The 24,369-nt window shown below is 72.7% G+C and carries 25 protein-coding genes and 1 pseudogene; 12 read left to right on the top strand and 14 right to left on the bottom strand.

Annotated features, from left to right (window positions below):
• Positions 1-45: 45 nt before the first annotated feature.
• Positions 46-687 (bottom strand): TetR/AcrR family transcriptional regulator, encoded by a 642-nt coding sequence (locus ACIP5W_RS15335; protein ID WP_401472387.1) that lies wholly within the window; start codon positions 685-687, stop codon positions 46-48.
• 129 nt (positions 688-816) lie between these two features.
• Between ACIP5W_RS15335 and ACIP5W_RS15330 the strand changes: the two genes are divergently transcribed.
• The 3 genes from ACIP5W_RS15330 to ACIP5W_RS15320 all read left to right on the top strand — a co-directional run bounded on the left by ACIP5W_RS15330 (position 817) and on the right by ACIP5W_RS15320 (position 3,082).
• On the top strand, positions 817-1,968 hold the full coding sequence (locus tag ACIP5W_RS15330; RefSeq protein ID WP_401472384.1) for an acyl-CoA dehydrogenase family protein: 1,152 nt from the start codon (positions 817-819) through the stop codon (positions 1,966-1,968).
• Between the two features lie 73 nt (positions 1,969-2,041).
• On the top strand, positions 2,042-2,329 hold the full coding sequence (locus ACIP5W_RS15325; protein ID WP_363089287.1) for a YiaA/YiaB family inner membrane protein: 288 nt from the start codon (positions 2,042-2,044) through the stop codon (positions 2,327-2,329).
• Between the two features lie 126 nt (positions 2,330-2,455).
• Entirely contained in the window at positions 2,456-3,082 is a 627-nt protein-coding gene (locus ACIP5W_RS15320; protein ID WP_401472381.1) for a TetR/AcrR family transcriptional regulator, read from the top strand.
• 73 nt (positions 3,083-3,155) lie between these two features.
• Here the strand turns inward: ACIP5W_RS15320 and ACIP5W_RS15315 are convergent, their stop codons facing one another.
• Positions 3,156-3,617 (bottom strand): MaoC family dehydratase, encoded by a 462-nt coding sequence (locus tag ACIP5W_RS15315; protein WP_363089285.1) that lies wholly within the window; start codon positions 3,615-3,617, stop codon positions 3,156-3,158.
• Between the two features lie 112 nt (positions 3,618-3,729).
• Between ACIP5W_RS15315 and soxR the strand changes: the two genes are divergently transcribed.
• Entirely contained in the window at positions 3,730-4,245 is a 516-nt protein-coding gene (gene soxR, locus ACIP5W_RS15310) for a redox-sensitive transcriptional activator SoxR (RefSeq protein ID WP_401472377.1), read from the top strand.
• 256 nt (positions 4,246-4,501) lie between these two features.
• Here the strand turns inward: soxR and ACIP5W_RS15305 are convergent, their stop codons facing one another.
• Complete coding sequence (locus ACIP5W_RS15305; protein ID WP_401472375.1) at positions 4,502-5,107, bottom strand: hypothetical protein; 606 nt, start codon at positions 5,105-5,107, stop codon at positions 4,502-4,504.
• 232 nt (positions 5,108-5,339) lie between these two features.
• On the opposite strand from ACIP5W_RS15305, the gene ACIP5W_RS15300 reads away from it, so the two are divergent.
• On the top strand, positions 5,340-8,126 hold the full coding sequence (locus ACIP5W_RS15300; protein WP_401472372.1) for a penicillin acylase family protein: 2,787 nt from the start codon (positions 5,340-5,342) through the stop codon (positions 8,124-8,126).
• A gap of 71 nt (positions 8,127-8,197) precedes the next feature.
• Here ACIP5W_RS15300 and ACIP5W_RS15295 read toward each other — a convergent pair whose 3' ends face one another.
• A complete protein-coding gene (locus ACIP5W_RS15295; RefSeq protein ID WP_401472369.1) occupies positions 8,198-9,430 on the bottom strand; it encodes an exo-beta-N-acetylmuramidase NamZ domain-containing protein in 1,233 nt (410 codons plus the stop codon).
• A gap of 203 nt (positions 9,431-9,633) precedes the next feature.
• Between ACIP5W_RS15295 and ACIP5W_RS15290 the strand changes: the two genes are divergently transcribed.
• The 3 genes and pseudogenes from ACIP5W_RS15290 (at position 9,634) to ACIP5W_RS15280 (ending at position 11,697) form a co-directional block, all read left to right on the top strand.
• Positions 9,634-10,398 (top strand): SDR family oxidoreductase, encoded by a 765-nt coding sequence (locus tag ACIP5W_RS15290; protein WP_401472366.1) that lies wholly within the window; start codon positions 9,634-9,636, stop codon positions 10,396-10,398.
• Between the two features lie 97 nt (positions 10,399-10,495).
• Positions 10,496-11,078 (top strand): annotated as a pseudogene (locus ACIP5W_RS15285) (AMP-binding protein); the annotation flags it as partial.
• A 25-nt stretch (positions 11,079-11,103) separates the two neighbouring features.
• The gene (locus tag ACIP5W_RS15280) at positions 11,104-11,697 is read left to right on the top strand and encodes a TetR/AcrR family transcriptional regulator (RefSeq protein WP_401472363.1); all 594 of its coding nucleotides are present in this window, start codon (positions 11,104-11,106) and stop codon (positions 11,695-11,697) included.
• Between the two features lie 130 nt (positions 11,698-11,827).
• Here ACIP5W_RS15280 and ACIP5W_RS15275 read toward each other — a convergent pair whose 3' ends face one another.
• From ACIP5W_RS15275 to ACIP5W_RS15250, 6 genes are all read right to left on the bottom strand, one after another.
• On the bottom strand, positions 11,828-13,042 hold the full coding sequence (locus ACIP5W_RS15275; protein WP_401472360.1) for an acyl-CoA dehydrogenase family protein: 1,215 nt from the start codon (positions 13,040-13,042) through the stop codon (positions 11,828-11,830).
• Between the two features lie 4 nt (positions 13,043-13,046).
• Entirely contained in the window at positions 13,047-14,069 is a 1,023-nt protein-coding gene (locus ACIP5W_RS15270; RefSeq protein WP_401472357.1) for a phosphotransferase family protein, read from the bottom strand.
• 373 nt (positions 14,070-14,442) lie between these two features.
• Positions 14,443-14,754, bottom strand: coding sequence for a DUF202 domain-containing protein (locus ACIP5W_RS15265; protein ID WP_401472354.1), 312 nt, complete (start codon positions 14,752-14,754; stop codon positions 14,443-14,445).
• On the bottom strand, positions 14,751-15,143 hold the full coding sequence (locus ACIP5W_RS15260; protein WP_363089271.1) for a DUF202 domain-containing protein: 393 nt from the start codon (positions 15,141-15,143) through the stop codon (positions 14,751-14,753). Before ACIP5W_RS15260 ends, ACIP5W_RS15265 begins: the two co-directional genes overlap by 4 nt.
• 43 nt (positions 15,144-15,186) lie before the next feature.
• Positions 15,187-15,702, bottom strand: coding sequence for an NUDIX hydrolase (locus ACIP5W_RS15255; RefSeq protein WP_401472350.1), 516 nt, complete (start codon positions 15,700-15,702; stop codon positions 15,187-15,189).
• 170 nt (positions 15,703-15,872) lie between these two features.
• Entirely contained in the window at positions 15,873-16,766 is an 894-nt protein-coding gene (locus tag ACIP5W_RS15250) for a DMT family transporter (RefSeq protein ID WP_401472347.1), read from the bottom strand.
• Between the two features lie 438 nt (positions 16,767-17,204).
• Between ACIP5W_RS15250 and ACIP5W_RS15245 the strand changes: the two genes are divergently transcribed.
• From ACIP5W_RS15245 to ACIP5W_RS15235, 3 genes are all read left to right on the top strand, one after another.
• Entirely contained in the window at positions 17,205-18,191 is a 987-nt protein-coding gene (locus ACIP5W_RS15245) for a hypothetical protein (protein WP_401472344.1), read from the top strand.
• A gap of 151 nt (positions 18,192-18,342) precedes the next feature.
• On the top strand, positions 18,343-19,068 hold the full coding sequence (locus ACIP5W_RS15240) for a molybdopterin-dependent oxidoreductase (protein WP_401472341.1): 726 nt from the start codon (positions 18,343-18,345) through the stop codon (positions 19,066-19,068).
• Complete coding sequence (locus ACIP5W_RS15235; RefSeq protein WP_401472338.1) at positions 19,052-19,675, top strand: cytochrome b/b6 domain-containing protein; 624 nt, start codon at positions 19,052-19,054, stop codon at positions 19,673-19,675. Before ACIP5W_RS15240 ends, ACIP5W_RS15235 begins: the two co-directional genes overlap by 17 nt.
• A 78-nt stretch (positions 19,676-19,753) precedes the next feature.
• Here the strand turns inward: ACIP5W_RS15235 and ACIP5W_RS15230 are convergent, their stop codons facing one another.
• Both ACIP5W_RS15230 and ACIP5W_RS15225 read right to left on the bottom strand, forming a co-directional pair.
• Positions 19,754-21,151, bottom strand: a complete 1,398-nt coding sequence (locus ACIP5W_RS15230; protein WP_401472335.1) for a gluconate:H+ symporter — start codon at positions 21,149-21,151, stop codon at positions 19,754-19,756.
• A gap of 89 nt (positions 21,152-21,240) precedes the next feature.
• Complete coding sequence (locus ACIP5W_RS15225; protein ID WP_401472332.1) at positions 21,241-21,759, bottom strand: gluconokinase; 519 nt, start codon at positions 21,757-21,759, stop codon at positions 21,241-21,243.
• A 130-nt stretch (positions 21,760-21,889) separates the two neighbouring features.
• Here ACIP5W_RS15225 and ACIP5W_RS15220 point away from each other — a divergent pair, with 130 nt between their 5' ends.
• Positions 21,890-22,591: a FadR/GntR family transcriptional regulator gene (locus tag ACIP5W_RS15220; protein WP_401472329.1), complete on the top strand. Its 702-nt coding sequence runs from the start codon at positions 21,890-21,892 to the stop codon at positions 22,589-22,591.
• 26 nt (positions 22,592-22,617) lie between these two features.
• Here the strand turns inward: ACIP5W_RS15220 and ACIP5W_RS15215 are convergent, their stop codons facing one another.
• Entirely contained in the window at positions 22,618-23,001 is a 384-nt protein-coding gene (locus ACIP5W_RS15215; RefSeq protein WP_401472326.1) for a YchJ family protein, read from the bottom strand.
• Positions 22,985-24,349: a M1 family metallopeptidase gene (locus ACIP5W_RS15210; protein ID WP_401472323.1), complete on the bottom strand. Its 1,365-nt coding sequence runs from the start codon at positions 24,347-24,349 to the stop codon at positions 22,985-22,987. The genes ACIP5W_RS15215 and ACIP5W_RS15210 overlap by 17 nt, the downstream gene beginning before the upstream one ends.
• Positions 24,350-24,369: the final 20 nt, after the last annotated feature.

Genomic DNA, 24,369 nt, shown 5'->3' with positions numbered 1-24,369 from the left:
GGGACACGGACGGTTCGGCGGGCGCCGAAGTGCCGGCGCCCGGGATCACGCCGTGCGCCGCAGCTGCTCGTACTGCTGCGCCAGCCCGTCCAGCAGGGCCGCGAGGCCCGTCTCGAAGGCCCGCTCGTCGACCTTCTCCTGCTGCTCGGCCAGCAGATGGGCCTGTCCGAGGTGCGGGTAGTCGGCCGGGTCGTAGGCGCTGGCGTCGTCCACGAAGCCGCCGGCGAAGGAGCCGAGCGCGGAACCCATGATGAAGTACCGCATCAGCGCGCCGATCGAGGTGGCCTGCGCGGGCGGCCAGCCCGCCTCGACCATCGCGCCGTAGACCGCGTCCGCGAGCCGCAGTCCGGCCGGCCGGCGGCCGGGGCCGCGGGCGAGGACCGGCACGATGTTCGGATGGTCGCGCAGGGCGGTCCGGTAGGAGACCGCCCAGTCGCGCAGCGCGGTCCGCCACTGCCGGCCGTCCTCGAACATCGACAGGTCGACCTGGGCGCTGACCGAGTCGGCGACCGCCTCGAGGATCTCGTCCTTCGTCCGGAAGTGGTTGTAGAGCGAGGGCCCGCTCACCCCGAGTTCGGCGGCGAGCCGGCGGGTCGAGAGCGCCGCGAGGCCCTCCGCGTCCACGAGCGCGCGGGCCGTCTCGACGATGCGGTCGGTGCTCAGCAAGGGCTTGCGCGGTCGGGCCATGGCGCACATAGTAGGGCTGCGACCAAGAAACTAGCAGTGCTAATTTAATGGTCGGGCGGGCCGGGCCCGGGGACGGGTCCTCGGATCGCCCGTTCCACCGTCCGTCGGTTCTCTGTGGGGTGACGCGTCATGCATCTGGGGCTCAGCGAGGAGCAGGAGGCCGTACGGCGGCTCGCCCGGGACTTCGTGGACCGCGAGATCACCCCGCACGCCGTGGCCTGGGACCGCGCCGAGGAAGTCGACCGGTCCCTCGTCGAGAAGCTCGGCGAGGTCGGCTTCCTGGGCCTGACGATCGACGAGGAGTACGGCGGTTCCGGCGGCGACCACCTCGCGTACTGCCTGGTCACGGAGGAGCTGGGCCGCGGCGACTCCTCCGTGCGCGGTATCGTCTCGGTCTCCCTCGGCCTGGTCGCCAAGACCGTCGCGGCCTGGGGGGACGAGGAGCAGAAGCGGCGCTGGCTGCCGGGACTGACCTCCGGCGCGTACGTCGGCTGCTTCGGTCTCACCGAGCCCGGCACCGGCTCCGACGCCGGGAACCTCACCACCCGCGCGGTCCGCGACGGCGGGGACTACGTCATCAGCGGCACCAAGACGTTCATCACCAACGGCACCTGGGCCGACGTCGTGCTGCTCTTCGCCCGCTCCACGGACGCCCCCGGCCACAAGGGTGTCTCCGCCTTCCTGGTCCCCACGGACACGCCGGGGCTGACCCGCCGCACCCTCCACGGCAAACTCGGCCTGCGCGGCCAGGCCACCGCCGAACTGGTCCTTCAGGACGTACGGGTGCCCGCGTCGGCGCTGCTCGGCGCGGAGGGCAAGGGCTTCTCCGTCGCGATGTCGGCCCTGGCCAAGGGCCGGATGTCGGTCGCGGCGGGCTGCGTCGGCATAGCGCAGGCCGCGCTGGACGCCGCCGTGCGCTACGCGGGGGAGCGCGAGCAGTTCGGGAGGACCATCGCCCACCACCAGCTCGTCCAGGAACTGATCAGCGACATCGCGGTCGACGTGGACGCCGCCCGCCTGCTGACCTGGCGGGTCGCGGACCTCGTCGACCGCGGGCTGCCCTTCGCCGTCGAGTCCTCCAAGGCCAAACTCTTCGCCTCGGAGGCGGCCGTCCGCGCCGCCAACAACGCCCTCCAGGTCCACGGCGGCTACGGCTACATCGACGAGTACCCGGCGGGCAAACTGCTGCGCGACGCCCGCGTCATGACCCTCTACGAGGGCACGAGCCAGATCCAGAAACTGGTCATCGGGCGGGCGCTGACGGGGGTTTCGGCGTTCTGAGCACCTCGTCTGAGTACCTCGTCTGAGTATTCCGGCCGATGTGGTGCGGGCCGCGTCCGCCGATGCTCGTCCCATGAGTGACACACCCGTCAAGCAGCAGAGCACGGCCGCCTTCTACGGCCAGGCCGTCGCGTCGTTCGCGGTCGCCATGGCGGCCACCGCCGTCGGCATCCTCCGGCTGGACGCCGACGCCTGGGTCCGCGGTTTCCTCGGCATCGCCGTTCTCTACCTGGTCACCTCCGCCTTCACGCTCGCCAAGGTGATCCGGGACCGCCAGGAGGCCGGGCAGATCGTCAGCCGGGTCGACCAGGCCCGTCTGGAGAAGCTGCTCGCCGAGCACGACCCCTTCGAGAAGATCTGAGCCCGCCCCCCCCCGCACCGCCCCCCCCGCACCGGCGACCGCCGGCGGCCACCGACGGTCACGCTAAGCGGGCGCTCACCTTCGGCGGTATGGTGGAGCTCCGGTACCGAGAGGGGCGAACGAGCGATGAGTACGGCGGAGGAGACGGCCGGCGGCGAGATCGAGCCGTGGGAAGAGGTCACCCCTGACGCGGCCCGGCGACTGCTCGTCGCCGCCGTGGAGGCCTTCGCCGAGCGCGGCTACCACGCGACGACGACCCGCGACATCGCGGGCCGCGCCGGAATGAGCCCGGCCGCGCTCTACATCCACTACAAGACCAAGGAAGAGCTGCTCCACCGCATCAGCCGGATCGGCCACGACCGCGCGCTGGACATCCTGCGCACGGCCGCGCGCGGCGGGGGCAGCGCGACGGACCGGCTCGCGGAGGCCGTCAGCTCCTTCGTCCGCTGGCACGCGGGCCGGCGCACCACCGCACGGGTCGTCCAGTACGAACTGGACGCCCTCGGCCCCGACGCCCGCGCCGAGATCCTCGCGCTGCGCCGGCAGGTCGACGGAGAGGTGCGCGGGATCATCGAGGAAGGCGTGGCGAGCGGCGAGTTCGACGTCATCGACGTGCACGGGACGACCCTCGCGGTGCTGTCCCTGTGCATCGACGTGGCCCGCTGGTTCAACGTGGACGGCCCGCGCACCCCCGACGAGGTCGGCGCGCTGTACGCCGACCTCGTGCTGCGGATGGTGGGGGCGGCGAAGTAGCCGCGGGGGCGAGAGTGCCGCGGGGCGGCCCGGCGGTCCGGGGCGGGCGGCCCGCCGCGCACGCGATGCCGGATCAGAGGTAGTAGCGCGACACCGACTCGGCCACGCACACCGGCTTGTCGCCGCCCTCGCGCTCCACCGTGAAGGCGACGGTGACCTGGACGCCGCCGGTGACGTCGTCCACGGCGGAGATGGTCGCGGTGGCGCGCAGCCGGGAACCGACCGGGACGGGCGCGGGGAACCGGACCTTGTTCGTTCCGTAGTTGACACCCATCTTCACGCCCTCGACCGCGATCAGCTGGGGACCGAACAGCGGCAGCAGGGACAGGGTCAGATAGCCGTGCGCGATGGTGGTCCCGAACGGGCCCGAGGCCGCGCGCTCGGGGTCGACATGGATCCACTGGTGGTCGCCGGTGGCCTCCGCGAACAGGTCGATCCGCTTCTGGTCGACCTCCAGCCAGTCGGTGTACCCCAGCTGCTCGCCCACCGCCGCCCTCAGCTCGTCGGGGGACGTGAAGATCCTCGGCTCTGCCATCTCTGCGGCCTCTCTCGCACTCACGGAATGTCTAAGCGACTGCTTAGCATGGTGGCCGCGGGGGGCCATGTCAACGGACCGGGCGTCCGGCGGGATGGGTAGGCTCCGGCGGGTGCCGAAGATTCCAGAGACGATCCACGAACTCACGGTCGGCCAGGTCGCCGCCCGCAGCGGTGCCGCCGTCTCCGCCCTGCACTTCTACGAGTCCAAGGGCCTGATCAGCAGCCGGCGCACCCCGGGCAACCAGCGTCGCTACACCCGTGACACGCTCCGCCGGGTCGCCTTCGTCCGCGCCGCGCAGCGCGTCGGCATCCCGCTCGCCACGATCCGGGACGCACTCGCCGAACTCCCCGAGGAACGCACCCCCACCCGCGAGGACTGGGCCCGCCTCTCGCAGGCCTGGCGAGCCGAACTCGACGAACGCATCAGGCAGCTCAACCGCCTGCGCGACCACCTCACCGACTGCATCGGCTGCGGCTGCCTCTCGCTCGACTCCTGCGTCCTGTCCAACCCCGACGACGCCTTCGGCGACCGCAACGCGGGCTCCCGCCTCCTCCCCGAACGCAAGGCCCCCGCTCCCGGCGGCCCCCGGGCCGCCCCGCCCCCGGGCGAGGACTGCTGCGCCTGACGGCCCGCCGCCCCTTGGCCCTCCGTGGCCCCGGCCGCGACGGCTGCCGCGGCGGACCCGGCCGGCGCCTCGGGGGACAGCGGCACCACGCCGTCGGCGGCACCCCGCGTTCCGTCCGGACGGACCTGCACCATGCCTCGACGGTGTCACCCACCCCTGACGCAGGCCCTGTTGCCGGGGTTGCGGAAGAACAGGGGGTGCGGCATCCCCGGCGCACCCCGCCGTCCACTTGGTGTCTCGCGCCCTGACGGCGGGATCAGGCCGACATGAGCAGCCGCTGTCCGCGCCTGGCGTACGCCAGGGCCTCGGGGGTGAGCACGGGGCGCGGGACGAGTATCCCGCAGTCCGCGCAGACCGGACCGGACGACGGTTCGTGGTCCAGGTCGTACCTCCACACGAGCCGCTCGCCGCCGCACACCGGGCAGTCGGAGCCCGGCTCGCGCTCCAGCGCGGCGATCAGCCGGCGCAGCACCTCGGCCAGCGGTTCACGGGGGTGGACCCGCGGGTCGTCGCACCAGGCCACCCCGAAGCCGCCCCAGGTCATCCGGTGCCAGTCGTCCACACTGCCCGGCCGGCGCAGCCCGTCGTGCTTCTCCTTCCTGCGGCGGTCGGCGAACTCGACCTCGTAGGCCAGCCACACCGCACGCGCCTCCTCCAGCTCGTCCAGTGCGGCCACGAGCCGCGCCGGATCGGGGGAGCGGTCCTCGGGACCGAACCCGGCACGCGAGCACAGATGGTCCCAGGTCGCCCTGTGCCCGTAGGGGGCGAACCGCTCAAGGCACTTGCGGAGCGAGTAGCGCCGCAGTGCCAGATCGCACCGCGGGTCGCGCACCTGTCTTGCCAGACTCCGGAAACCGGCCATCGCCTTGCACCTCCGTCACATTCGCACCTGCACTTCGGTCACTTCGGCGTCGTCGTACGGACGTCGCCGAATAGACGTATCGACACGCGATTCGGCTCCCTTCCCGTCCATCCTTCTTCCGATGCCCTCCACAAGCCGTATGAGGCGACTCCGAAAAGTGACGCATGTTCATCTTCAAACTCGGGGATACCGGCGGTAACTTCTCCGCCACCCCCGTCGCTAGGAGTTGCCGATGCCACGGCGAACCTCCCGAACCGCACTCGACAGACTGAGAACTCCCGGCAGAATCCCCGGGTTCCTGAAGACCGCATCCGTATGCGCCCTGATCGCCGGACTTTTGTCGCCTCTCTCCCAGGCGGCGGCAGCGGCCGAGGTCACGGCGGCCAACGACCACTGCGGAAACCAGTGTTCCGACATCCTGCCGCCCGGCCAGAACGGCAACGCCACGCTGGCCCAGATCCTGCTCAACCAGGCCTTCGGCACCCAGCCCGCGCACGCCGAGGACCAGCTCGGCCCCTACGCCAACCTGGCCAAGGGCTACTCGACGCTCACCAACTCCACGATCAACACGTTCTTCAACGACGCGTCCTTCGGGGTTCCCGCCGATCAAGTCGCCTCCACCGTCAAGCCCGCGGGCCGCGGCGACGTGACGATCGTCCGCGACAAGAAGACGGGCGTACCGCACATCACCGGTACCACCAGATACGGCACCGAGTTCGGCGCCGGCTACGCGGCCGCCGAGGACCGGCTGTGGCTCATGGACGTCTTCCGGCACGTCGGCCGGGGCCAACTCACCTCCTTCGCGGGCGGCGATCCCTCCAACCAGGGCCTGGAACAGCAGTTCTGGCGGCACGCCCCCTATTCCGAGGCCGACCTCCAGGCCCAGATCGACAACGCGGTCGCCACCAACGGCGCCCGCGGCCGGCAGGCCCTGGACGACGCCAACGCCTACCTCGCCGGCATCAACGCCTACATCGACGCCTCCGACAGCGGCCGTTACTTCCCCGGTGAATACGTCCTGACGGGCCACAAGGACTCAATCACCAACGCGGGCACCATCGACCACTTCAAGATCACCGATCTGGTGGCGCTCGCCTCGGTCATCGGTGCCCTCTTCGGCTCCGGGGGCGGCGGCGAGGTCGACAACGCGATATCGCTGCTCGCCGCCCAGGAGAAGTACGGCGTCGAACAGGGCACCGCGGTCTGGGAGTCCTTCCGCGAGCGCAACGACCCCGAGGCCGTCATGACCCTGCACGACGGCAAGAGCTTCCCCTACGCCGTCCGGCCCGAGGACCCGCAGGGCGAGGCCCTGCCCGACCCCGGCTCGGTGGTCGAGGAACCGCTGGTCCACGACCGGACGGGCAGCGCGGCCGGCGCCGCCGCCGCGGAGGCCTCCGGCACGGCGGCCGCGGCCGCCACCACCTCCGCCCGGCGCGGCATGTCCAACGCCCTCGTGGTCAGCGGCGATCACACCGCGAGCGGCCACCCGGTCGCCGTCTTCGGCCCGCAGACCGGCTACTTCGCCCCGCAACTCCTGCTGCTCCAGGAGATCCAGGGCCCGGGCATCAGCGCCCGCGGCGCCTCCTTCGCGGGCCTCAGCATGTACGTCGAGCTGGGCCGAGGCCAGGACTACGCGTGGAGCGCCACCACCTCCGGCCAGGACATCATCGACACCTACGCCGTCGAGCTGTGCCAGGACGACTACCACTACCTGTACCGCGGCACCTGCACGGCGATGGAGAAGACCGAGCAGAAGAACGCCTGGAAGCCGACCACCGCCGACGGCACCGCGGCCGGTTCGTACACGATGCGCGTCTGGCGCACCGAGTACGGCCCCGTCGAGTACCGCGCGACCGTCGGCGGCAAGAAGGTCGCCTACACCACCCTGCGCTCGTCGTTCCTGCACGAGGCCGACTCCATCATCGGCTTCCAGATGCTGAACGACCCGTCCTACGTCACCGGACCGCAGTCCTTCCAGAGCGCGGTGCAGCACATCAACTTCACCTTCAACTGGTTCTACGCCGACTCCGAGCACACCGCCTACTACAACAGCGGCGACAACCCGGTCCGGGCGAGCGGTGTCGACGCCGAGTTCCCGGTCTGGGCACAGCCGGCGTACGAGTGGCGCGACTGGGAGCCGACGACCAACACGGCGGCGTACACCCCCGCGTCGGCGCACCCCAACTCCGTCGACCAGGACTACTACATCTCCTGGAACAACAAGCAGGCCAAGGACTACGCGACCGCGCCCTGGGGCAACGGTTCGGTGCACCGCGGCAACCTGCTGGAGGACCGGGTGAAGAAGCTGGTCCAGGCCGGTGGCGTCACGCGGGCGTCGCTGACGAAGGCGATGGCGGACGCGGCACTCGCCGATCTGCGCGCCGAGGACGTGCTGCCCGACCTGCTGAAGGTGATCGACACCTCCCCCGTCACCGACACCGCGGCCTCGGCCGCGGTCGCCAGGCTCCGCACCTGGCTGGCGGCGGGCGGGCGGCGCACGGAGACCACGGCCGGTTCGAAGACGTACGCCGACGCGGACGCCGTCCGCATCCTCGACGCCTGGTGGCCGCTGCTGGTGAAGGCGGAGTTCGAACCCGGTCTCGGTACCGCGCTCTACACCGCCATGACGAACAACCTGCCCGTCGACGAGACTCCCTCGGCCGCACACGGCCCGACCGGCGCGCACGCCGGCAGCGCCTTCCAGTACGGCTGGTGGAGCTATGTCGACAAGGACATCCGGGCGGTGCTCGGTGAACCGGTGCGGGGCGCGCTGGGCCGCACCTACTGCGGCGGCGGCAGCCTCAGCGCCTGCCGCGACGTCCTCCTGTCCACCCTGAAGCAGGCGGCCGGCCGCACCGCGGCCCAGGTCTACCCCGGCGACACGCTGTGCGCGGCGGGCAACCAGTGGTGCGCCGACTCGATCGTCCAGCGCACCCTCGGCGGCATCAAGCACGGCAACATCAGCTGGCAGAACCGGCCCACCTACCAGCAGGTCGTGGAGTTCACCTCCCACCGGTGACCACCCGTGCCGGTCCGGGGCGCACGACGTCGCCGTGCGCCCCGCTCACCGGTACGGGCCGTGCGCCCCGCTCACCGGTACAGCAGGTACTCCCGGCGCACCCGCCGGAAGGCGGCCAGCTCCTCCTGCCAGCCCGCCACCACCTCGTCGACCCCGGCACCCGCGTCGATCGCCGTACGCACCCACGCCGAGCCGGTGAGCTTGTCGATCCACCCGTCGGTACGCCAGGCGAAGCCGCTCCAGACCTTCTTGGCGGTCACGAGGAGGGCGATGCCGGTGCGGACCGGGTCGAAGGCGTCCCGGTCGTGCACGTGGATCTGCACCCCGCCGACCGTCCTGCCCTGGAACTTGGAGAAGGCGGGCGCGAAGTACGCCTCCCTGAAGTGCGCGCCGGGCAGCCCGAGTCCGTTCACGGCCGCCGCCCAGCTCCCGTCCACGCCCTCGGCGCCCAGGAGTTCGAACGGCCGCGTCGTGCCCCGGCCCTCCGACAGGTTCGTCCCCTCGAACAGGCACGTCCCCGCGTACACGAGGGCCGTCTGCGGCGTCGGCATGTTCGGGCTGGCCGGCACCCACGGCAGCCCGCAGTCGTCGTACCAGTCCGACCGCCGCCATCCGGTCATCGGCACGGTGTCCAGCTCCACCGGGGACGCCAGGAACTCCCCGTTGAACAGCCGGGCCAGCTCCGCCACCGTCATGCCGTGCGCCTGCGCGATCGGCTCGCGTCCCACGAAGGTGGCGAACTCCGGGTGCAGCACGGGCCCCAGGGCCGCCCGCCCGGTCACCGGGTTGGGCCGGTCCAGCACGACGAACCGTTTTCCGGCCAGCCGCGCCGCCTCCATGCAGTCGTACAGCGTCCAGATGTAGGTGTAGAAGCGGGCGCCGACGTCCTGGACGTCGAAGACGACCGTGTCGACGCCGGAGGCGGTGAACACGTCCGCGAGCGGCTGCCCGCTCTTGAGGTAGGTGTCGTGGACGGGCAGGCCGGTCGCCGGGTCGTCGTGACGGCCCTCGGAGCCGCCCGCCTGCGCGGTGCCCCGGAAGCCGTGCTCGGGGCCGAAGACGGCGACCAGGTCCACCCGGTCGTCCGCGTGCATGACGTCGACGACGTGGCGTACGTCGCGGGTGACCCCGGTGGGGTTGGTGACGATGCCGACCCGCCGGCCGTCGAGACGGTCGTAGCCGGCGGCCCGCAGGCGCTCGAAGCCGGTCTGCGCGCGGCGGGCCGCCCGGGCGGGGGACGCCGTCGCCGGAAGGGCGGCGGCCGTCGTCGCCGCCGCGAGCAGGGTTCGTCTGGACGGATGCATGCGGGCTCCCGCGGGCAGGGTCGGGTGCGAGGGGCGGGGCGGCCGGCGCCCCGCGGCGGAGCCGTTCGGTGCAACGGCCCCGCGCTCCTCAACCATGCTGCGCCGACCCTTTCCCGAAACATACCGACCGGTTAGTCTGACGGCCGGAAGTCAGGCAGGAAGTCGGGCAGGAAGTCGGGCCGGAGCCGGGTCGAAGGAGATCGATGGTGGAAGCCGTTCGAGGTGCTGGGGTCGTCGTCACCGGGGCGGGAGGCGGCATCGGGGCCGCGCTCGCCCGGCGTTTCGCCGCCGAGGGGGCGCGGGTCGTCGTCAACGACCTCGACGCGGACCGGGCGAAGTCCGTCGCCGAGGAGATCGGCGGGACCGCCGTGCCGGGCGACGCCTCCGCGATCGTCACGGACGCCCGCGAGGCACTCGGCGGCACCGTCGACATCTACTGCGCCAACGCCGGTGTCGGCTCGGGCGGCTCCGAGGCGGCCGACGAGTCGGTGTGGGCGCTGGCCTGGGACGTCAACGTGATGGCCCACGTCCGCGCGGCGCACACCCTGATCCCCGACTGGCTGGAGCGCGGCTCGGGCCGGTTCGTCTCCACGGTCTCCGCCGCCGGGCTGCTCACCATGATCGGCGCCGCGCCCTACAGCGTGACCAAGCACGGCGCGTACGCCTTCGCCGAGTGGCTGTCGCTGACCTACCGCCACCGCGGCATCAAGGTCCACGCCGTCTGTCCCCAGGGCGTGCGCACCGACATGCTCGACGCCACCGGCAGCGCGGGCGACCTCGTGCTCAAGCCCACCGCGATCGAGCCGCGGGACGTGGCGGACGCCCTCTTCGAGGGGATGGCCGAGGACCGCTTCCTGATCCTGCCGCACCCCGAGGTCGCCGGGTACTACCAGGCGCGGGCCGGTGACCCCGACCGCTGGCTGGCCACCATGAACCACATCCAGCAGAAGTGGGAGGCCGCCGGGTGACCGCCTCCCGCTACGCCGCCAGACCCTGGCTGGACCTCCTCGACGAGGCCCAGCGCGGCCCCGTCGACCGGGCCGACTCCCTGGTGCACGCCCTGCGCCGGTCCACCCGGAGGCGCCCGTCGATCCGGCCTCCGGGACCCTCGCGGTCGGCGTACCGGGCCCCGACACGGTCGTCCGGATCGTCGACGACCGGGGCGAGGAGGTGCCCTTCGGCGAACAGGGCGAGATCGTCGTACCCGGTCCCCGGGTGGTCCCCGGCTACTGGCGCCGCCCCGCCGCCACCGCCGAGACCTTCCCCGACGGCGAGCTGCGCACCGGCGACATCGGCTTCATGGACGAACAGGGCTGGCTGTACGTCGTCGACCGCAAGAAGGACATGATCGTCCGGCTTCAAGGTCTGGCCGCGCGAGGTCGAGGACGTGCTGTACACCCATCCTGCGGTGCGCGAGGCGGCCGTCGTCGGGGTGCCCGACGGGTACCGCGGGGAGACCGTGAAGGCGTACATCAGCCTGCGTCCCGGCGCCGGCACGGTACCCGGCGAACTCGCCGCGTAGTGCAAGGAGAGACCGGCCGCCCACAAGTATCCGCGGCAGGTGGAGATCCTGCCCGACCTGCCGAGGACGGCGAGTGGGAAGATCCTCCGGCGGGAACTGCGTTCCCCCACGCAGAGCAGTCGGTAAGGCGAACGGAAGGCAGGTGGCGGCAGTGCCCAGGACGACGGACGGTGCAGAGACTCCTGTCCCGCAGCGGCTCCTCGCCGCCGCCACCCGGCTCTTCGCGGAGCAGGGCTACGACCGCACCTCGGTCCAGGAGATCGTCGAGGCGGCGGGCGTCACCAAGGGAGCGCTCTACCACTACTTCGGCTCCAAGGACGACCTCCTGCACGAGGTGTACGCGCGCGTGCTGCGCGTCCAGCAGGAACGCCTGGACGCCTTCGCGAACGCCGACGAGCCGATCGAGAAGCGGCTGCGGGGCGCCGCGGCCGACGTGGTCGTCACGACGATCGAGAACCTCGACGACGCGTCGATCTTCTTCCGCTCGATGCACCACCTCAGCCCCGAGAAGAACAAGCAGGTCCGGGCCGAGCGCCGCCGCTACCACGAGCGGTTCCGCGCCCTCGTCGAGGAGGGCCAGGAGAGCGGTGTCTTCTCGAGGGCGACCCCGGCAGACCTGATCGTGGACTACCACTTCGGGTCCGTGCACCACCTGTCGACCTGGTACCGGCCGGACGGCCCCATGAGCCCCCAGGAGGTCGCCGACCACCTGGCCGACCTGCTGCTGCGGGCGCTGCGGCCGTAGGGCCTGATCCGGACGACAGGCCCTGGCGCGGGCGAGGGCGGGCCGCGGCGCGCACGGGTGAGGGGCGCACGGGTGAGGGGCGCACGGGTGAGGGGCGGCTGCTCGCCGCAGCCGCCCCTCACCCGTCGCCTCACAGGTACTTCTTCAGCTCCCGCCGTGCCAGCGAACGCTGGTGCACCTCGTCCGGGCCGTCGGCGATCATCAGGGTCCGCGCCCCGGCGTACAGCTCGGCCAGCGGGAAGTCCTGGCTGACGCCGCCCGCGCCGTGCAACTGGATCGCCCGGTCGATGATGTCCACGACCGCCCGCGGCGTCGCGATCTTGATCGACTGGATCTCCGTGTGCGCCCCCCGGTTGCCCACCGTGTCCATCATCCAGGCCGTCTTGAGGACCAGCAGCCGCAACTGCTCGACCGTCACGCGCGCGTCGGCGATCCAGTTGTGCACCACACCCTGCTGCCCCAGCGCCTTGCCGAACGCCTCGCGCGAGACGGCCCGGCGGCACATCAGCTCGATCGCCCGCTCGGCCATGCCGATCAGCCGCATGCAGTGGTGGATCCGGCCCGGACCGAGCCGGGCCTGGGCGATGGCGAAACCGCCGCCCTCCTCGCCGACCAGGTTGGTGACCGGCACGCGCGCGTGGTCGAAGACCACCTCGGCGTGGCCGCCGTGGTAGTGGTCCTCGTAGCCGAAGACCCTCATCGCCCGCTCGACGGTCACTCCCGGTGTGTCACGGGGCACCAGCACCATGGACTGCTGACGGCGGATGTCGGGACCGTCGGGGTCCGTCTTGCCCATCACGATGAAGATCGCGCAGTCCGGGTTCATCGCCCCGGAGATGTACCACTTGCGGCCGGTGATGACGTAGTCGTCGCCGTCCCGCTCGATGAGCGTGGTGATGTTCGTGGCGTCGGAGGAGGCCACCTCCGGTTCGGTCATCGCGAACGCCGAGCGGATCTCACCCGCCAGCAGCGGCTCCAGCCACTGCTTCCGCTGCCGCTCGCTGCCGAACTGCGACAGCACCTCCATGTTCCCGGTGTCCGGCGCGGCACAGTTCAGCGCGGTCGGCGCCAGCTGCGGGGAGCGGCCGGTGATCTCGGCCAGCGGCGCGTACTGGAGGTTCGTGAGGCCGGCGCCGTACTCGGCGTCGGGCAGGAAGAGGTTCCACAGCCCCTGGCGGCGGGCCTCGGCCTTCAGCTCCTCCACCACGGCCGGGGTGTCCCACGGCGAGGCGAGCAGGGCCCGCTGCTCCTCGGCGACCGCCTCGGCCGGGTACACGTACTCGTCCATGAAGGCGAGCAGTCTGGCGCGCAGTTCCTCGGTGCGCGCGTCGAACGCGAAGTCCATGGCGTCAGCCTTCCTGGAGAGTGGTCAGTCCGTGGTGGATGAAGACGGGGACCAGCTCGCCGATGCGGTCGAAGCCGCGGCCCACCGTCTGGCCCAGCGTGTAGCGGTAGTGGATGCCCTCCAGGATCACGGCGAGCTTGAACCAGGCGAACGCCGTGTACCAGGAGACGGCCGACACGTCACGCCCCGAGCGCGCGGCGTACCGCTCGATCAGCTCGGCCGGGGCCGGGTGCCCGGGGGCCGAGGCGGTGGTGGAGACGGGGGAGTGCGGGACCTCCAGCGGCACGCTGTACATCACCAGCAGGCCCAGGTCGGTCAGCGGGTCGCCGAGCGTCGACATCTCCCAGTCGAGGATCGCCCGGATCGTGTCGTCCTCGCCGATCAGGACGTTGTCGAGCCGGTAGTCGCCGTGCACGACCGCGGGGGCGGGGGAGGAGGGCAGCGACCGGCCGAGCGCGGCGTGCAGCTCGTCGATGCCGGCCAGGTCGCGGCTGCGGGAGGCGTCCAGCTGCTTGCCCCAGCGGCGCAGCTGCCGGTCGAGGAAGCCCTCGGGGCGGCCGAAGTCGGCGAGGCCCACCTCGGCCGGGTCCACCGCGTGCAGTTCCACCAGGGTGTCCACGAGCGACAGCACCGCGCCGCGGGTGCGCTCCGGGCCGAGCGGGAGGAGCTGGTCGGCCGTGCGGTACGGGGTGCCCTCGACGAACTCCATGACGTAGAAGGGCGCTCCCAGCACCTCCTCGTCCTCGCACAGCAGCACCGGACGCGGCACCGGCACGCTGGTCGGGTGCAGGGCCGCGATCACCCGGTGCTCGCGCCGCATGTCGTGCGCGGTGGCCAGGACGTGGCCGAGCGGGGGCCGTCGGACGACCCACCGGGAACCGCCGTCGGTGACCGCGTAGGTCAGGTTCGACCGTCCGCCCTCGATCAGCCGGCCGGTGAGGGGTCCGTCGACCAGACCGGGGCGCTCACGGTCGAGCAGGGCGCGCAGCCGGCCGAGGTCGAGTCCGGGCGGGTGGTCGGGGGTCATACATCGCTCCTACGGACGGGTGGACGGGAACCCGCCCCATGATGCCGACCGGTCGGTATGTACGTCCAGAGGGGGCACCCGAAGTGATCGGGGCCACGATAGGGCGACGGCCCCCCGGCCAGAAGCCGGGGGGCCGTCGCGGAACGCCCGAAGCAGGTCTTCCGGGCGGACGCGGGGCCGCCCCGGCGGGCGTCCCGCCGGCCCTCGTGCGCGGCGTGCCGGTGCCCGCCGCGCAGGCGGTCGCCGTGTCCGCCGTGCAGGCGGTCGCCGTGGAGCACGCCCGGGTGTCCGCACCCCTCGCCGTGCCGGTGCTCGCGCACCTCGCGCGGCGGGCGCCCGCAGTGGGGGCCGTGCGCACCGACGGCGCCGCCGCTCACACCACCAACACCGCCGCGCACACCGCCAGCGCCACCGTGCACAGGACCGCCGCGGTGGCGCGACGGGGGTGCAGGACCGGGGGTGGCGTCGTCGACGCGAGCACGCGGATGCGGTGGTGGGCGAGGACGAGGAGGACCAGCCAGAGCAGGCAGCACGCCACGCACGCGGTGACCGCGGGCGCCGACGCGCCGTCCTGCAGTGCCGCCTTCGCCCCGAGCACGGCGGCCGCGGTGGCCGACAGTGTCGTACGCCGCCAGGCGAGCCGGGTCCGCTCCGGCTGGAGCCCCGGATCGCGGTCGCCGCTCACCCCTCCCACCCCAGCAGCACGGCGACGACCATCGCGACGGCCACCACGGCGACGACGACGCCGAGCAGCGCGGGGAAGCGCGAGACCGGCAGGTCCTCGCCCCGCCGCATGGCCCGCTCGCAGAGCACCCAGTGGTTCACCGCCCGCAGGGCGCACAGCACGCCCGCCGCCAGCAGCGCGAGCGCCAGCCCCACCCGCCAGCCCCAGCGCAGGTCCGGCAGGAACTGGTCCACCGCGAACCCGCCGCCGACCAGCGCCAGCGCGGTCCGCAGCCAGGCCAGGAAGGTGCGCTCGTTGGCCAGCGAGAACCGGTAGTCGGGCGTCACCCCTTCCCGCCGGACCTCTTCGGGCGCGAACCACAGCCGGACGTTCCGCACGAACTCGCTCACGTCTCGGACCCTACCCGGACCCGTCCGCGTGCCCGCCGATGCCTCAGTCCGCCGCCCGCAGCGCCCTGAGCCGTTCGTACGCCGCGAGGCCGTCCGGCACCCACTCCCAGTCGCGCAGGTGGCTCTCGACCTCCTCCTCGGTGAGGAAGGCGTGCCAGGCGACCTCCTCCACCTGGGGGTTCACCGGCAGCTCGCAGCGCACCTCGTACACGGCCGACCACCAGCTCCCGCGGGCGCCGCCGTCGTAGAGGAACTTGAGGAGGAACTCCGGACGCGGCAGGCCGCTCACGCCGAGTTCCTCCTCGGCCTCGCGCAGGGCCGCGTCGTCGTAGCTCTCGCCCGCGCCGACCACGCCGCCGACGAACATGTCGTGGAGCGAGGGGAAGACCAGCTTGGTGGGGGTGCGGCGGTGGACGAAGAGGCGGCCCTCGGCGTCCCGGGCCCGGACGAAGACGCAGCGGTGGCGCAGGCCCCGGGCGTACACCTGCCCGCGCGGCAGGCGGTCCACCACCCGGTCGTGTTCGTCGACGACGTCGAGGATCTCGTCAGCAGCGCTCATGCGCCCATCCAAGCAGGGGCGGGCGGCAGGACGGCAGGACGGCAGGACGGCCCGGGCGGCGGAGCCGCCGGAGGTCCGAGCGGTCGGAGGTCCGAGCGGTCGGAGGTCAGAGCGGCTGGAGGTCCGGGCCGCCGGAGGTCAGAGCGGCTGGAGGTCCGGGCCGCCGGAGGTCAGAGCGGCTGGAGGCCGGGCACCCGTTCGCGCGGGGCCCCGCCCTGCGGCATCGCCGGATGCAGCCCGAGCAGCATGATGCCGCCTACGACCGCCGCGAGCCCGGCCGCCTCCCAGGCCAGCGCGCCGGTGTCGGTGCGCAGCCGGTCCCCGAGGAAGCCCACCCCGCAGATGATCCCGGCCAGCGGCTGGGCGGCGGTCAGCGCGGGCAGCGACATCCGCAGCGGCGCCGCCTCGAACGCGCTCTGCACCAGCACCAGACCGGTCACCCCGAGCGCCAGTACGGCGTACGGCTGCCAGCCGGTGAGCAGCCCGGCGAGGCCGCCCTCGGAGAAGCGTTCCCCGCTGATCCGGGTCAGGGCGTCCTGGACGCCGTAGAGCAGCCCGGCCGCGAGGGCCAGCAGCACCGGGGCCGCGGACAGCCGGGAACGTTTGGCGTAGCCGGTGAGCAGCAGGGCCAGTCCGACCATCACGCCGATGATCAGCCACTGCCGCAGCGGATCGGAGAGCGCCGTGCCGCCGCGCGGTTCGCCCGCCACGATGAACGCGCTCACCCCGCCCGCGAGCAGCAGCAGGCCCGCCCAGCCCTGCCGGCCCAGCGACTGTCCGGTCTGGCGGCGGGAGAGGGCCAGGGCGAACAGCAGGTTCGTCGCGAGCAGCGGCTCGACCAGGGACAGCTCGCCCTGGCTCAGGGCGACGGCGCCGAGCGCCATGCCGGCCACCATCAGCCCGATGCCGCCGAGCCAGCGCGGCACGCGCATCAGGTCGAGCAGCAGCCGGGGCGAGAGGAAGTCGCCGAGGGGCGCCTTCCGGGCCACGTTCTGCTGCAGGACGAATCCGAAACCCAGGCAGCAGGCGGCGCTCACGGCGAGAACCAGAACCAGAACCGACACGCTGCGTACCTCGATCATCGGGTCGGGCCACGGGGTGGGCAGTGACCGACTGTAGCCTCCTGGCGCGCTCGGCGCCCCGGAGTGCCCGGGAATGTGTACCTCGGCGAGTGCCCGCTCACGGGCGCCCGACGCGGTCGCGGCACCGGGGGCGGCGCGGAGCGACCGTACCGCCATGCTGCGGGACCGGAGCGCGCCGCGCCATGGCGTACGCCACATCCGGCACCGGGGTCCCGCCGCGACCAGCGGCGAGACCGGTCAAGTGCCTTTCCGCCCGGAGGAGTTGACACCTGTCATGTGACCCCGGCGCTTGACGATGGGCGCCGGCTGGGGGTTTGCTGTGGGTGATCGGTCGATTGCGGGCCGATGACGGGCCCGCCGCCCGAGACGTGCGCGGCCGCCTGCCCGGCCCGTCACCGAGGAGGATGAGGAAGTCCCGCGGTGCCCCGACCCCCGTTGTCCCCGGCCCGGCGCCAGGAGCGTCCGGCCGCGACCGCCTACCCGGCGCTCGACGACGCCGCGCTCGATCACGCGGCGCTCGACGACACCGAGCTGGTCTCCGCCCGCGCCGCACTGGCCCAGGGCCGTCGGCAGGCGGCCCGTTCGCTGCTCGCCCGCACCGGCGACGACTGGGACCGGCGCGGACACCGGATCACCGTCCTCGCCCTCGAACCGTACGCCGCCGCCTGGGCCCGCGCGTGGCTGGTCGCCGAGCCCGACTCCGCCGACGCCGCGGTCCTGCTCGCCCTGGCCCAGGTCAGGCGCGCCCTGCGCGGCAGGGAGACCCCGGCCACCGCCCGTGCGGCCTGCCGGGCCGCCGCCGCGGCGGCACCCGCCGACCCCACCCCCTGGCTCGGCCTGCTGATGCTGGAGCGCGAGGGCACCGCCGACGCCGTCCGGATCTTCGAGGAGATCCGGGCCCGCCACCGCGACCATCACCACGCCCACCACCGGATGGTCGCCCTGCTCGCCGAGCGCCGCGCCGACGCCGGCCCGGACCCGCTGCACGAGGTGTACGAGTTCGCCGTCTGGGCGGCCGAGCAGGCACCCGCCGACTCCCCGCTGGCCATCCTCCCGATCGTCGCGCACGCCGAGCGCTACCGTGCCCTGGCCGTCCGCGGTCACGCCCCCGCCGACCCGACGACCGCCCTGCACTGGCGGGACCACCGGGCCGCCGACGTGATGAAGGCGGCCTTCGACTGGTGGCTGGAGTGGGAGCACGACGATCACCCCCGCCGCCTGGTCGACCTGAACTTCCTCGCCCACGCCAAGTTCTGCGAGGGCCTGCCCGCCGAGGCCGCCGCCCTCTTCCGCCGCATCGGCGACCACGTCACCCCGGCCCCCTGGTCCTACCCCGACCGCGATCCGTACGCCGCCTTCCACGCGGCCCGGACGGCGGCGCTGGGGCAGGAGCGGCCGGGAAGGTGACATGAGGCGAGGCGAGGCGGGGCTGGGTGAGGCGGGGTGAGGCGAGGCCGTCCGCGGTGCCGGCCGGCGGAAGCCGGGAAGTGATGACGCAATCCTGACGGCCACCCCGCCTCCCTGGCCCCGCCCGGGCCCCGGGTGCTCGAATGGAGGCGTGACCTCCGAAACGCCCGAGGAGCGCGGCACCCCCGTCGGCCGCCGCGTCTTCCTCGGCACGCTCGGCCTGGGCGCCCTCGGCGTCGTCGCCGCCCCCGTCCTCCAGCGCGGCCTGGAGGACTTCCTGGGCAGCGCCGCCGACAAGGACCCCACCGGCCTCACCGGCCTGCTCCCCAACGGGGGCGGCTTCCGCTACTACTCGGTGGCCTCCTCCGTGCCGCACAAGGACGCCGGGACCTACCGCCTGACCGTCGACGGCCTGGTCGACCGCCCCGCCGCCCACACCCTGGCCGGCCTGAGGGCACTGCCGCAGACCCGCGTGGTCAAGGACGTCCAGTGCGTCACCGGCTGGCGGGTGCCGAAGACGCCCTTCGAAGGCGTACGGCTGTCCGTCCTGCTCGACGCGGCCGGAGTGCGCGCACGCGCCGGCGCCGTCCGCTTCACCTGCTTCGACGGCACCTACACCGAGAGCCTCACCCTCGCCCAGGCCCGCCGCCCCGACGTCCTGGTCGCCCTGCGCATGCGGGACGAGGACCTCGGCCACGAGCACGGCGGCCCGGTCCGCCTGTACGTGGCACCCATGTACTTCTACAAGTCCGCCAAGTGGCTCTCGGGCATCACCGTCACCGAGAAGGTGGAGACCGGCTACTGGGAGAGGCGCGGCTACGACGTCGACGCCTGGGTGGGCCGTTCGAACGGGCGGGACGATGAGCCCACGAGCTGACGCGCCGCCCGCCCCCGCCCGCGTCCCCCGCTTCAGCCCGGCCGAACGCTGGACACACCGTACGACCGCCCTGCTCATGGGCGTGTGCGTGCTGACGGCGGCCTTCCTCTACGTCCCCCAGCTCGCGCAGCTCGTCGGCCGCCGCGAGCTGGTCGTGCGGGTCCACGAGTGGTCCGGCCTGCTCCTGCCCGTCCCCGTCCTGGCCGGACTCGTCTCCCGCGCGTTCCGCGCCGACCTCGGCCGCCTGAACCGTTTCGGCCCGCACGACCGCCGCTGGCTGCGCGCGGCCCTGCGCCGCGACCGGCGACGGGAGTCCAGGCCGGCGGGCAAGTTCAACGCGGGCCAGAAGGTCTACGCCGCGTGGATCGCCGGGGCCACGGTGGTGATGCTCGGCACCGGGCTGCTCATGTGGTTCACCGGCCTGACCCCGATCATGTGGCGGACCAGCGCGACCTTCGTGCACGACTGGCTGGCCCTGGCCGTCGGCATCGTCCTGGCCGGCCACATCGGCATGGCCCTCGGCGACCCGGAGGCCCGCCGCGGCATGCGCACCGGATCGGTGAGCCCGGACTGGGCGGAGCGGGAGCACCCGCTGTGGCACCGCTGACCGCCGGCGAACCGTACGGCCGTCGGTGCCGGACAGCGGGTGCTCACGCTCCCTTAGGGTCATATGCCCCCTGCGGGCCTATATGACCAGGGAGAGCAGCAGGACCAGGCCGCCGGCGACCACCGAGATGATGGTCTCCATGACCGACCAGGTCTTGATGTTCTGGCCGACGCTCAGGCCGAAGTACTCCTTCACCAGCCAGAAGCCGGCGTCGTTGACATGGCTGAAGAACAGCGAGCCGGCGCCGATGGCCAGGACCAGCAGGGCGGTGTGGGTGGTCGACATGTCGGCGGCGAGCGGCGCGACCAGGCCGGCCGCGGAGATCGTCGCCACGGTCGCCGAGCCGGTCGCCAGCCGGATCGCCACCGCGATCAGCCAGGCCAGCAGCAGGGCCGGGATCGACCAGTCCTCGGATATCTCCAGGACCATCCGGCCCACGCCGGAGTCGATCAGCGTCTGCTTGAAGCCGCCGCCCGCGCCGACGATCAGCAGGATGCCGGCGATGGGGGCGAGGGACTTCTCGACCGTGGAGGAGAGCCGGTCCTTGGTGAAGCCGGCCGCCCGGCCGAGGGTGAACATGCCGACGACGACGGCGGTGAGCAGGGCGATCAGCGGGGAGCCGACCACGTCGAACACGCGCTGCACGGTGTCCTCGGGGTCGTCCACGACGATGTCGACGAGAGCCTTGGCCAGCATCATCACGACGGGCAGCAGGATCGTCACCAGGGTGATCCCGAAGCCCGGACGCCTCTCCAGGTCCTCGGAGGGCCGCTGCGGGATCATCCGGTCCGGGGCCGGGACGTCCACCCAGCGGGCGGCGAACCGGGAGAACACCGGACCGGCGATGATCACGGTCGGGACGGCGACCAGCACGCCCAGCGCGAGCGTCACGCCCAGGTTGGCGTCCACGGCGTCGATCGCGACCAGCGGACCGGGGTGCGGCGGGACCAGGCCGTGCATCACGGACAGGCCGGCCAGCGCCGGGATGCCGATGCGCATCAGCGAGTAGTTGCCGCGCTTGGCGACCATCAGCACGACGGGGATCAGCAGGACGACGCCGACCTCGAAGAACAGGGGCAGACCGATCACCGAGGCGATCAGCACCATCGCCCACGGCATCGACCGGCCGCCCGCCTTGGCGAGGATCGTGTCGACGATTCTGTCGGCGCCGCCGGAGTCGGCGAGCAGCCTGCCGAGGATCGCGCCGAGCGCGATGAGCACGCCGACACCGGCGACCGTGGCGCCGAGACCGGTGGTGAAACTGGCGATCGCCTTGTCGAGCGGCGCCCCGGCGAACGCGCCGAGCGCGAGCGAGCCGATGGTCAGCGCCAGGAAGGCGTGCAGTTTGAACTTGGTGATGAGCAGGACGATGACGGCGATGCCCGCCAGCACGGCGATGCCCAGCTGGGCATGGCCGGCCGAGGTGATCGGCTCGACACTGTCCGCCGCCAGCATCTCGACGCTGAGTCTGGTCACGGGGGTCCCTTACACGTTACGGGGGGTGGGGATGGGGGAGAGGGGGTACTGCGGGTGTTGCTGCGGCGCCGCCCGGCAGCGCGGGGCGGCTACCGCCGGGTGCCGGGAAGCCCGTCGAGCGCCCGCGCGGCGCGTTCGGTGATCTCCTCGGGGGTCCCGGTCACGTCGACCGCGACCCCCGCCTCGTCCGCCTCGAGCGGCTGGAGCGTGGCGAACTGGGAGTCCAGCAGCGCGGTCGGCATGAAGTGACCCTGCCGGTGCGCCATCCGGTCCTCGATCAGCGCCCGGTCACCCGCGAGGTGCACGAACACGATCCCGGGGGCGGCGGCCCTGAGCCGGTCGCGGTACGACCGCTTCAGCGCCGAGCAGCTGACGACCCCGCCCAGCCCGGCCCGCCCGTGCGCCCAGTCGCCGATGGCGTCGAGCCACGGCCACCGGTCGTCGTCGTCGAGCGGGGTGCCGGCCGACATCTTGGCGATGTTGGCCGACGGGTGGAAGTCGTCGCCCTCGGCGTAGGGAACGCCCAGCCGGGCGGCGAGCAGCGGACCGATGGTGGTCTTGCCCGTGCCGGCGACGCCCATCACCACGACGACGTGGGGGGTAAGCATCTCTGCCTCGCTGTCTTCCTCGACACCTGATGTCGACGACACTGAAACCCATTAGGTACGACGAATTCAAGAGTCTGTGACAAATAAGTCTGACTTTTTGGGTCCGTGACGCGGCGCGTACGCTGAGTGCATGACCATTCCGGGCCGGGGTCTGCACGGCCATGTACTCGACACCCTCGGCCCCGCCATCACCGCGGGTGAGTACCCTCCGGGCAGCGTCCTGCGCACCGACGAACTGGCCCAGAGTTTCGACGTCTCACGCTCCGTGATGCGCGAGGCGGTCCGCGTCCTGGAATCGATGCACCTGGTCGAGTCCCGCCGCCGGGTGGGCGTGACCGTACGCCCCAGGGCCGAGTGGAACGTCTACGACCCGCAGGTCATCCGCTGGCGGCTGGCCGGCGCCGACCGCCCCCACCAGCTGCGCTCGCTCACCGTCCTGAGGTCGGCGGTCGAACCGGTCGCGGCGGGCCTGGCGGCACGCAACGCCACGGCGGAGCAGTGCGCCGAACTGACCGAGTGCGCGCTCGGCATGGTGGCCAACTCGCGCGGCCACCAGCTGGAGGGCTACCTCTTCCACGACGTGGCCTTCCACCGCGTGATCCTCACGGCCTCCGGCAACGAGATGTTCGCCCGCCTCGGGGACGTCGTCGCGGAGGTCCTCTCGGGCCGCACCCACCACGAGGTCATGTTCGAGGACCCCGACCCGGCCGCCGTCACCCTGCACGTACAGGTCGCGGAGGCGGTCCGCGAACGCGACGCGGACCGCGCGGAGAAGCTGACGCGCGAGATCACGGTCGGCGCGCTCCAGGAACTCGACATCCTGGCGCCGTAGCGCACCCGCGCTCCGGGTGGCGTGCCCTACCGCTCCGGGAACTCCCCGTCCACGTACACCCAGGCCCCCGCCACCCGCTCGAAGCGGCTCCGCTCCCGCAGCGCGCCGCCCCGGTAGGAGGCCCGGAACTCCACGACCCCCGTGGCGTGGAACGCGGTCCCCTCGACCGTGTCGAGGATCTCCAGCCCCGTCCACCGCATCCCCGGATCGAGGTCCAGCCGTCCCGGCCGGGTCCGCGGATGCCAGGTCCGCAGCAGATACCCCGCGTCGCCCTTCACGAAGGCGCTGTACCGCGACCGCATCAACGCCTCGGCGGTCGGCGCGGCGGCACCGGAGTGGAAGCGGCCGCAGCACTCCGCGTAGATCCCGGACAGTCCGCAGGGGCAGGAACGCTTACTCATGGCCGCCATTGTGCTGGACGGCCGCCCGCGTGCCGGCCCGCGGCAGCGGCGGCAGCGCCGTCGCGTACAGCCACGCGTCGAACAGGTCGTCCAGCGGCTCGGCCGCGAACCGTGCCGCGTGCGCCGTGAAGGCCGACGTCGTGACCGCGCCGCCGCGGTGCAGACCGAGCCAGGCGCGCAGCATGCGGAAGAACGCGTCGTCGCCCAGCGCGCAGCGCAGCGCGTGCACGGTGAGCCCGCCCCGCTCGTAGAGCCGGTCGTCGAACATCGACTTGCGGCCGGGGTCCGCCAGCCTCAGGTCCTGCGGCAGGGTGGACAGCGACCGGTGCGCGACGGCGGCCAGTTGCTGCGCCGTACGGCCGCCCGAGCGCTCCGACCACAGCCACTCCGCGTACTTGGCGAAGCCCTCGTTCAGCCAGATGTGCCGCCAGTCGGCGATGGACACGCTGTTGCCGAACCACTGGTGCGCCAGCTCGTGCGCCACCAGCCGCTCCGAACCCCGGGCCCCGTCCACATGGTTGGCGCCGAACAGCGACAACCCCTGTGCCTCGACGGGCACGTCGAGTTCCTCCTCGGTCACCACGACCGCGTACTCGTCGAACGGGTAAGGACCGAAAAGCTGTTGGAAGAGATGCATCATGCCGGGCTGGCGCGCGAAGTCCCGCGAGAACTCCGGCAGCAGGTCCGCCGGGATGTGTCCGTGCTGCGGCACCCCGCCGAGCCCCGGATCACCGAGCAGCACCGTCTGGTACTTGCCGATCGACAGCCCGACCAGATAGCTGGACGTCGGCGCGGACTGCTCGTACACCCAGGTCGTCGTGGACGCCTTCGTCGTCCGGGTCAGCAGCCGGCCACCCGCCACCACCGAGTACGCCGACGGCGTCGTGACCGAGATCTGGTACGACGCCTTGTCGGCGGGCCGGTCGTTGCACGGGTACCAGGACGGCGCCCCGACGGGCTGGCTCGCCACCAGCGCCCCGTCGCCCAGTTCCTCCCAGCCGATCCCGCCCCAGGGGCTGTTGACCGGCCTGGGATTGCCCGCCCAGTGCACCTCGACGGTGAACGCGGCCCCGGCCCGCAGCGCCTTGGCGGGCCGGACGCGCAGCCTGCCGCCGCGGTGCGTGTAGTGCGCCTGCCGGCCGTCCACCCGGACCCTGCCGATCTTGAAGTCGGCCAGGTTGAGCTGGAATTCGGCGAGCGGCGAACGCCCGGCTATCGCGTTGATCCGGGCGGTGCCCGAGAGCCGGTTCGGCCCGGGCCGGTAGTCCAGCGTGAGCTCGTAGCGATGCACCCGGTACCGGGAGTCACCGTTGGCCGGGAAGTACGGGTCCGCCCCGCCTGCCTGCTGAACTGCCACTGCCGCGTCCGCTCCCTGCG

It is taken from the genome of Streptomyces sp. NPDC088766 (assembly GCF_044750845.1).
GTDB lineage: Bacteria > Actinomycetota > Actinomycetes > Streptomycetales > Streptomycetaceae > Streptomyces.
This window is presented reverse-complemented; position numbering and strand designations above follow the sequence as displayed.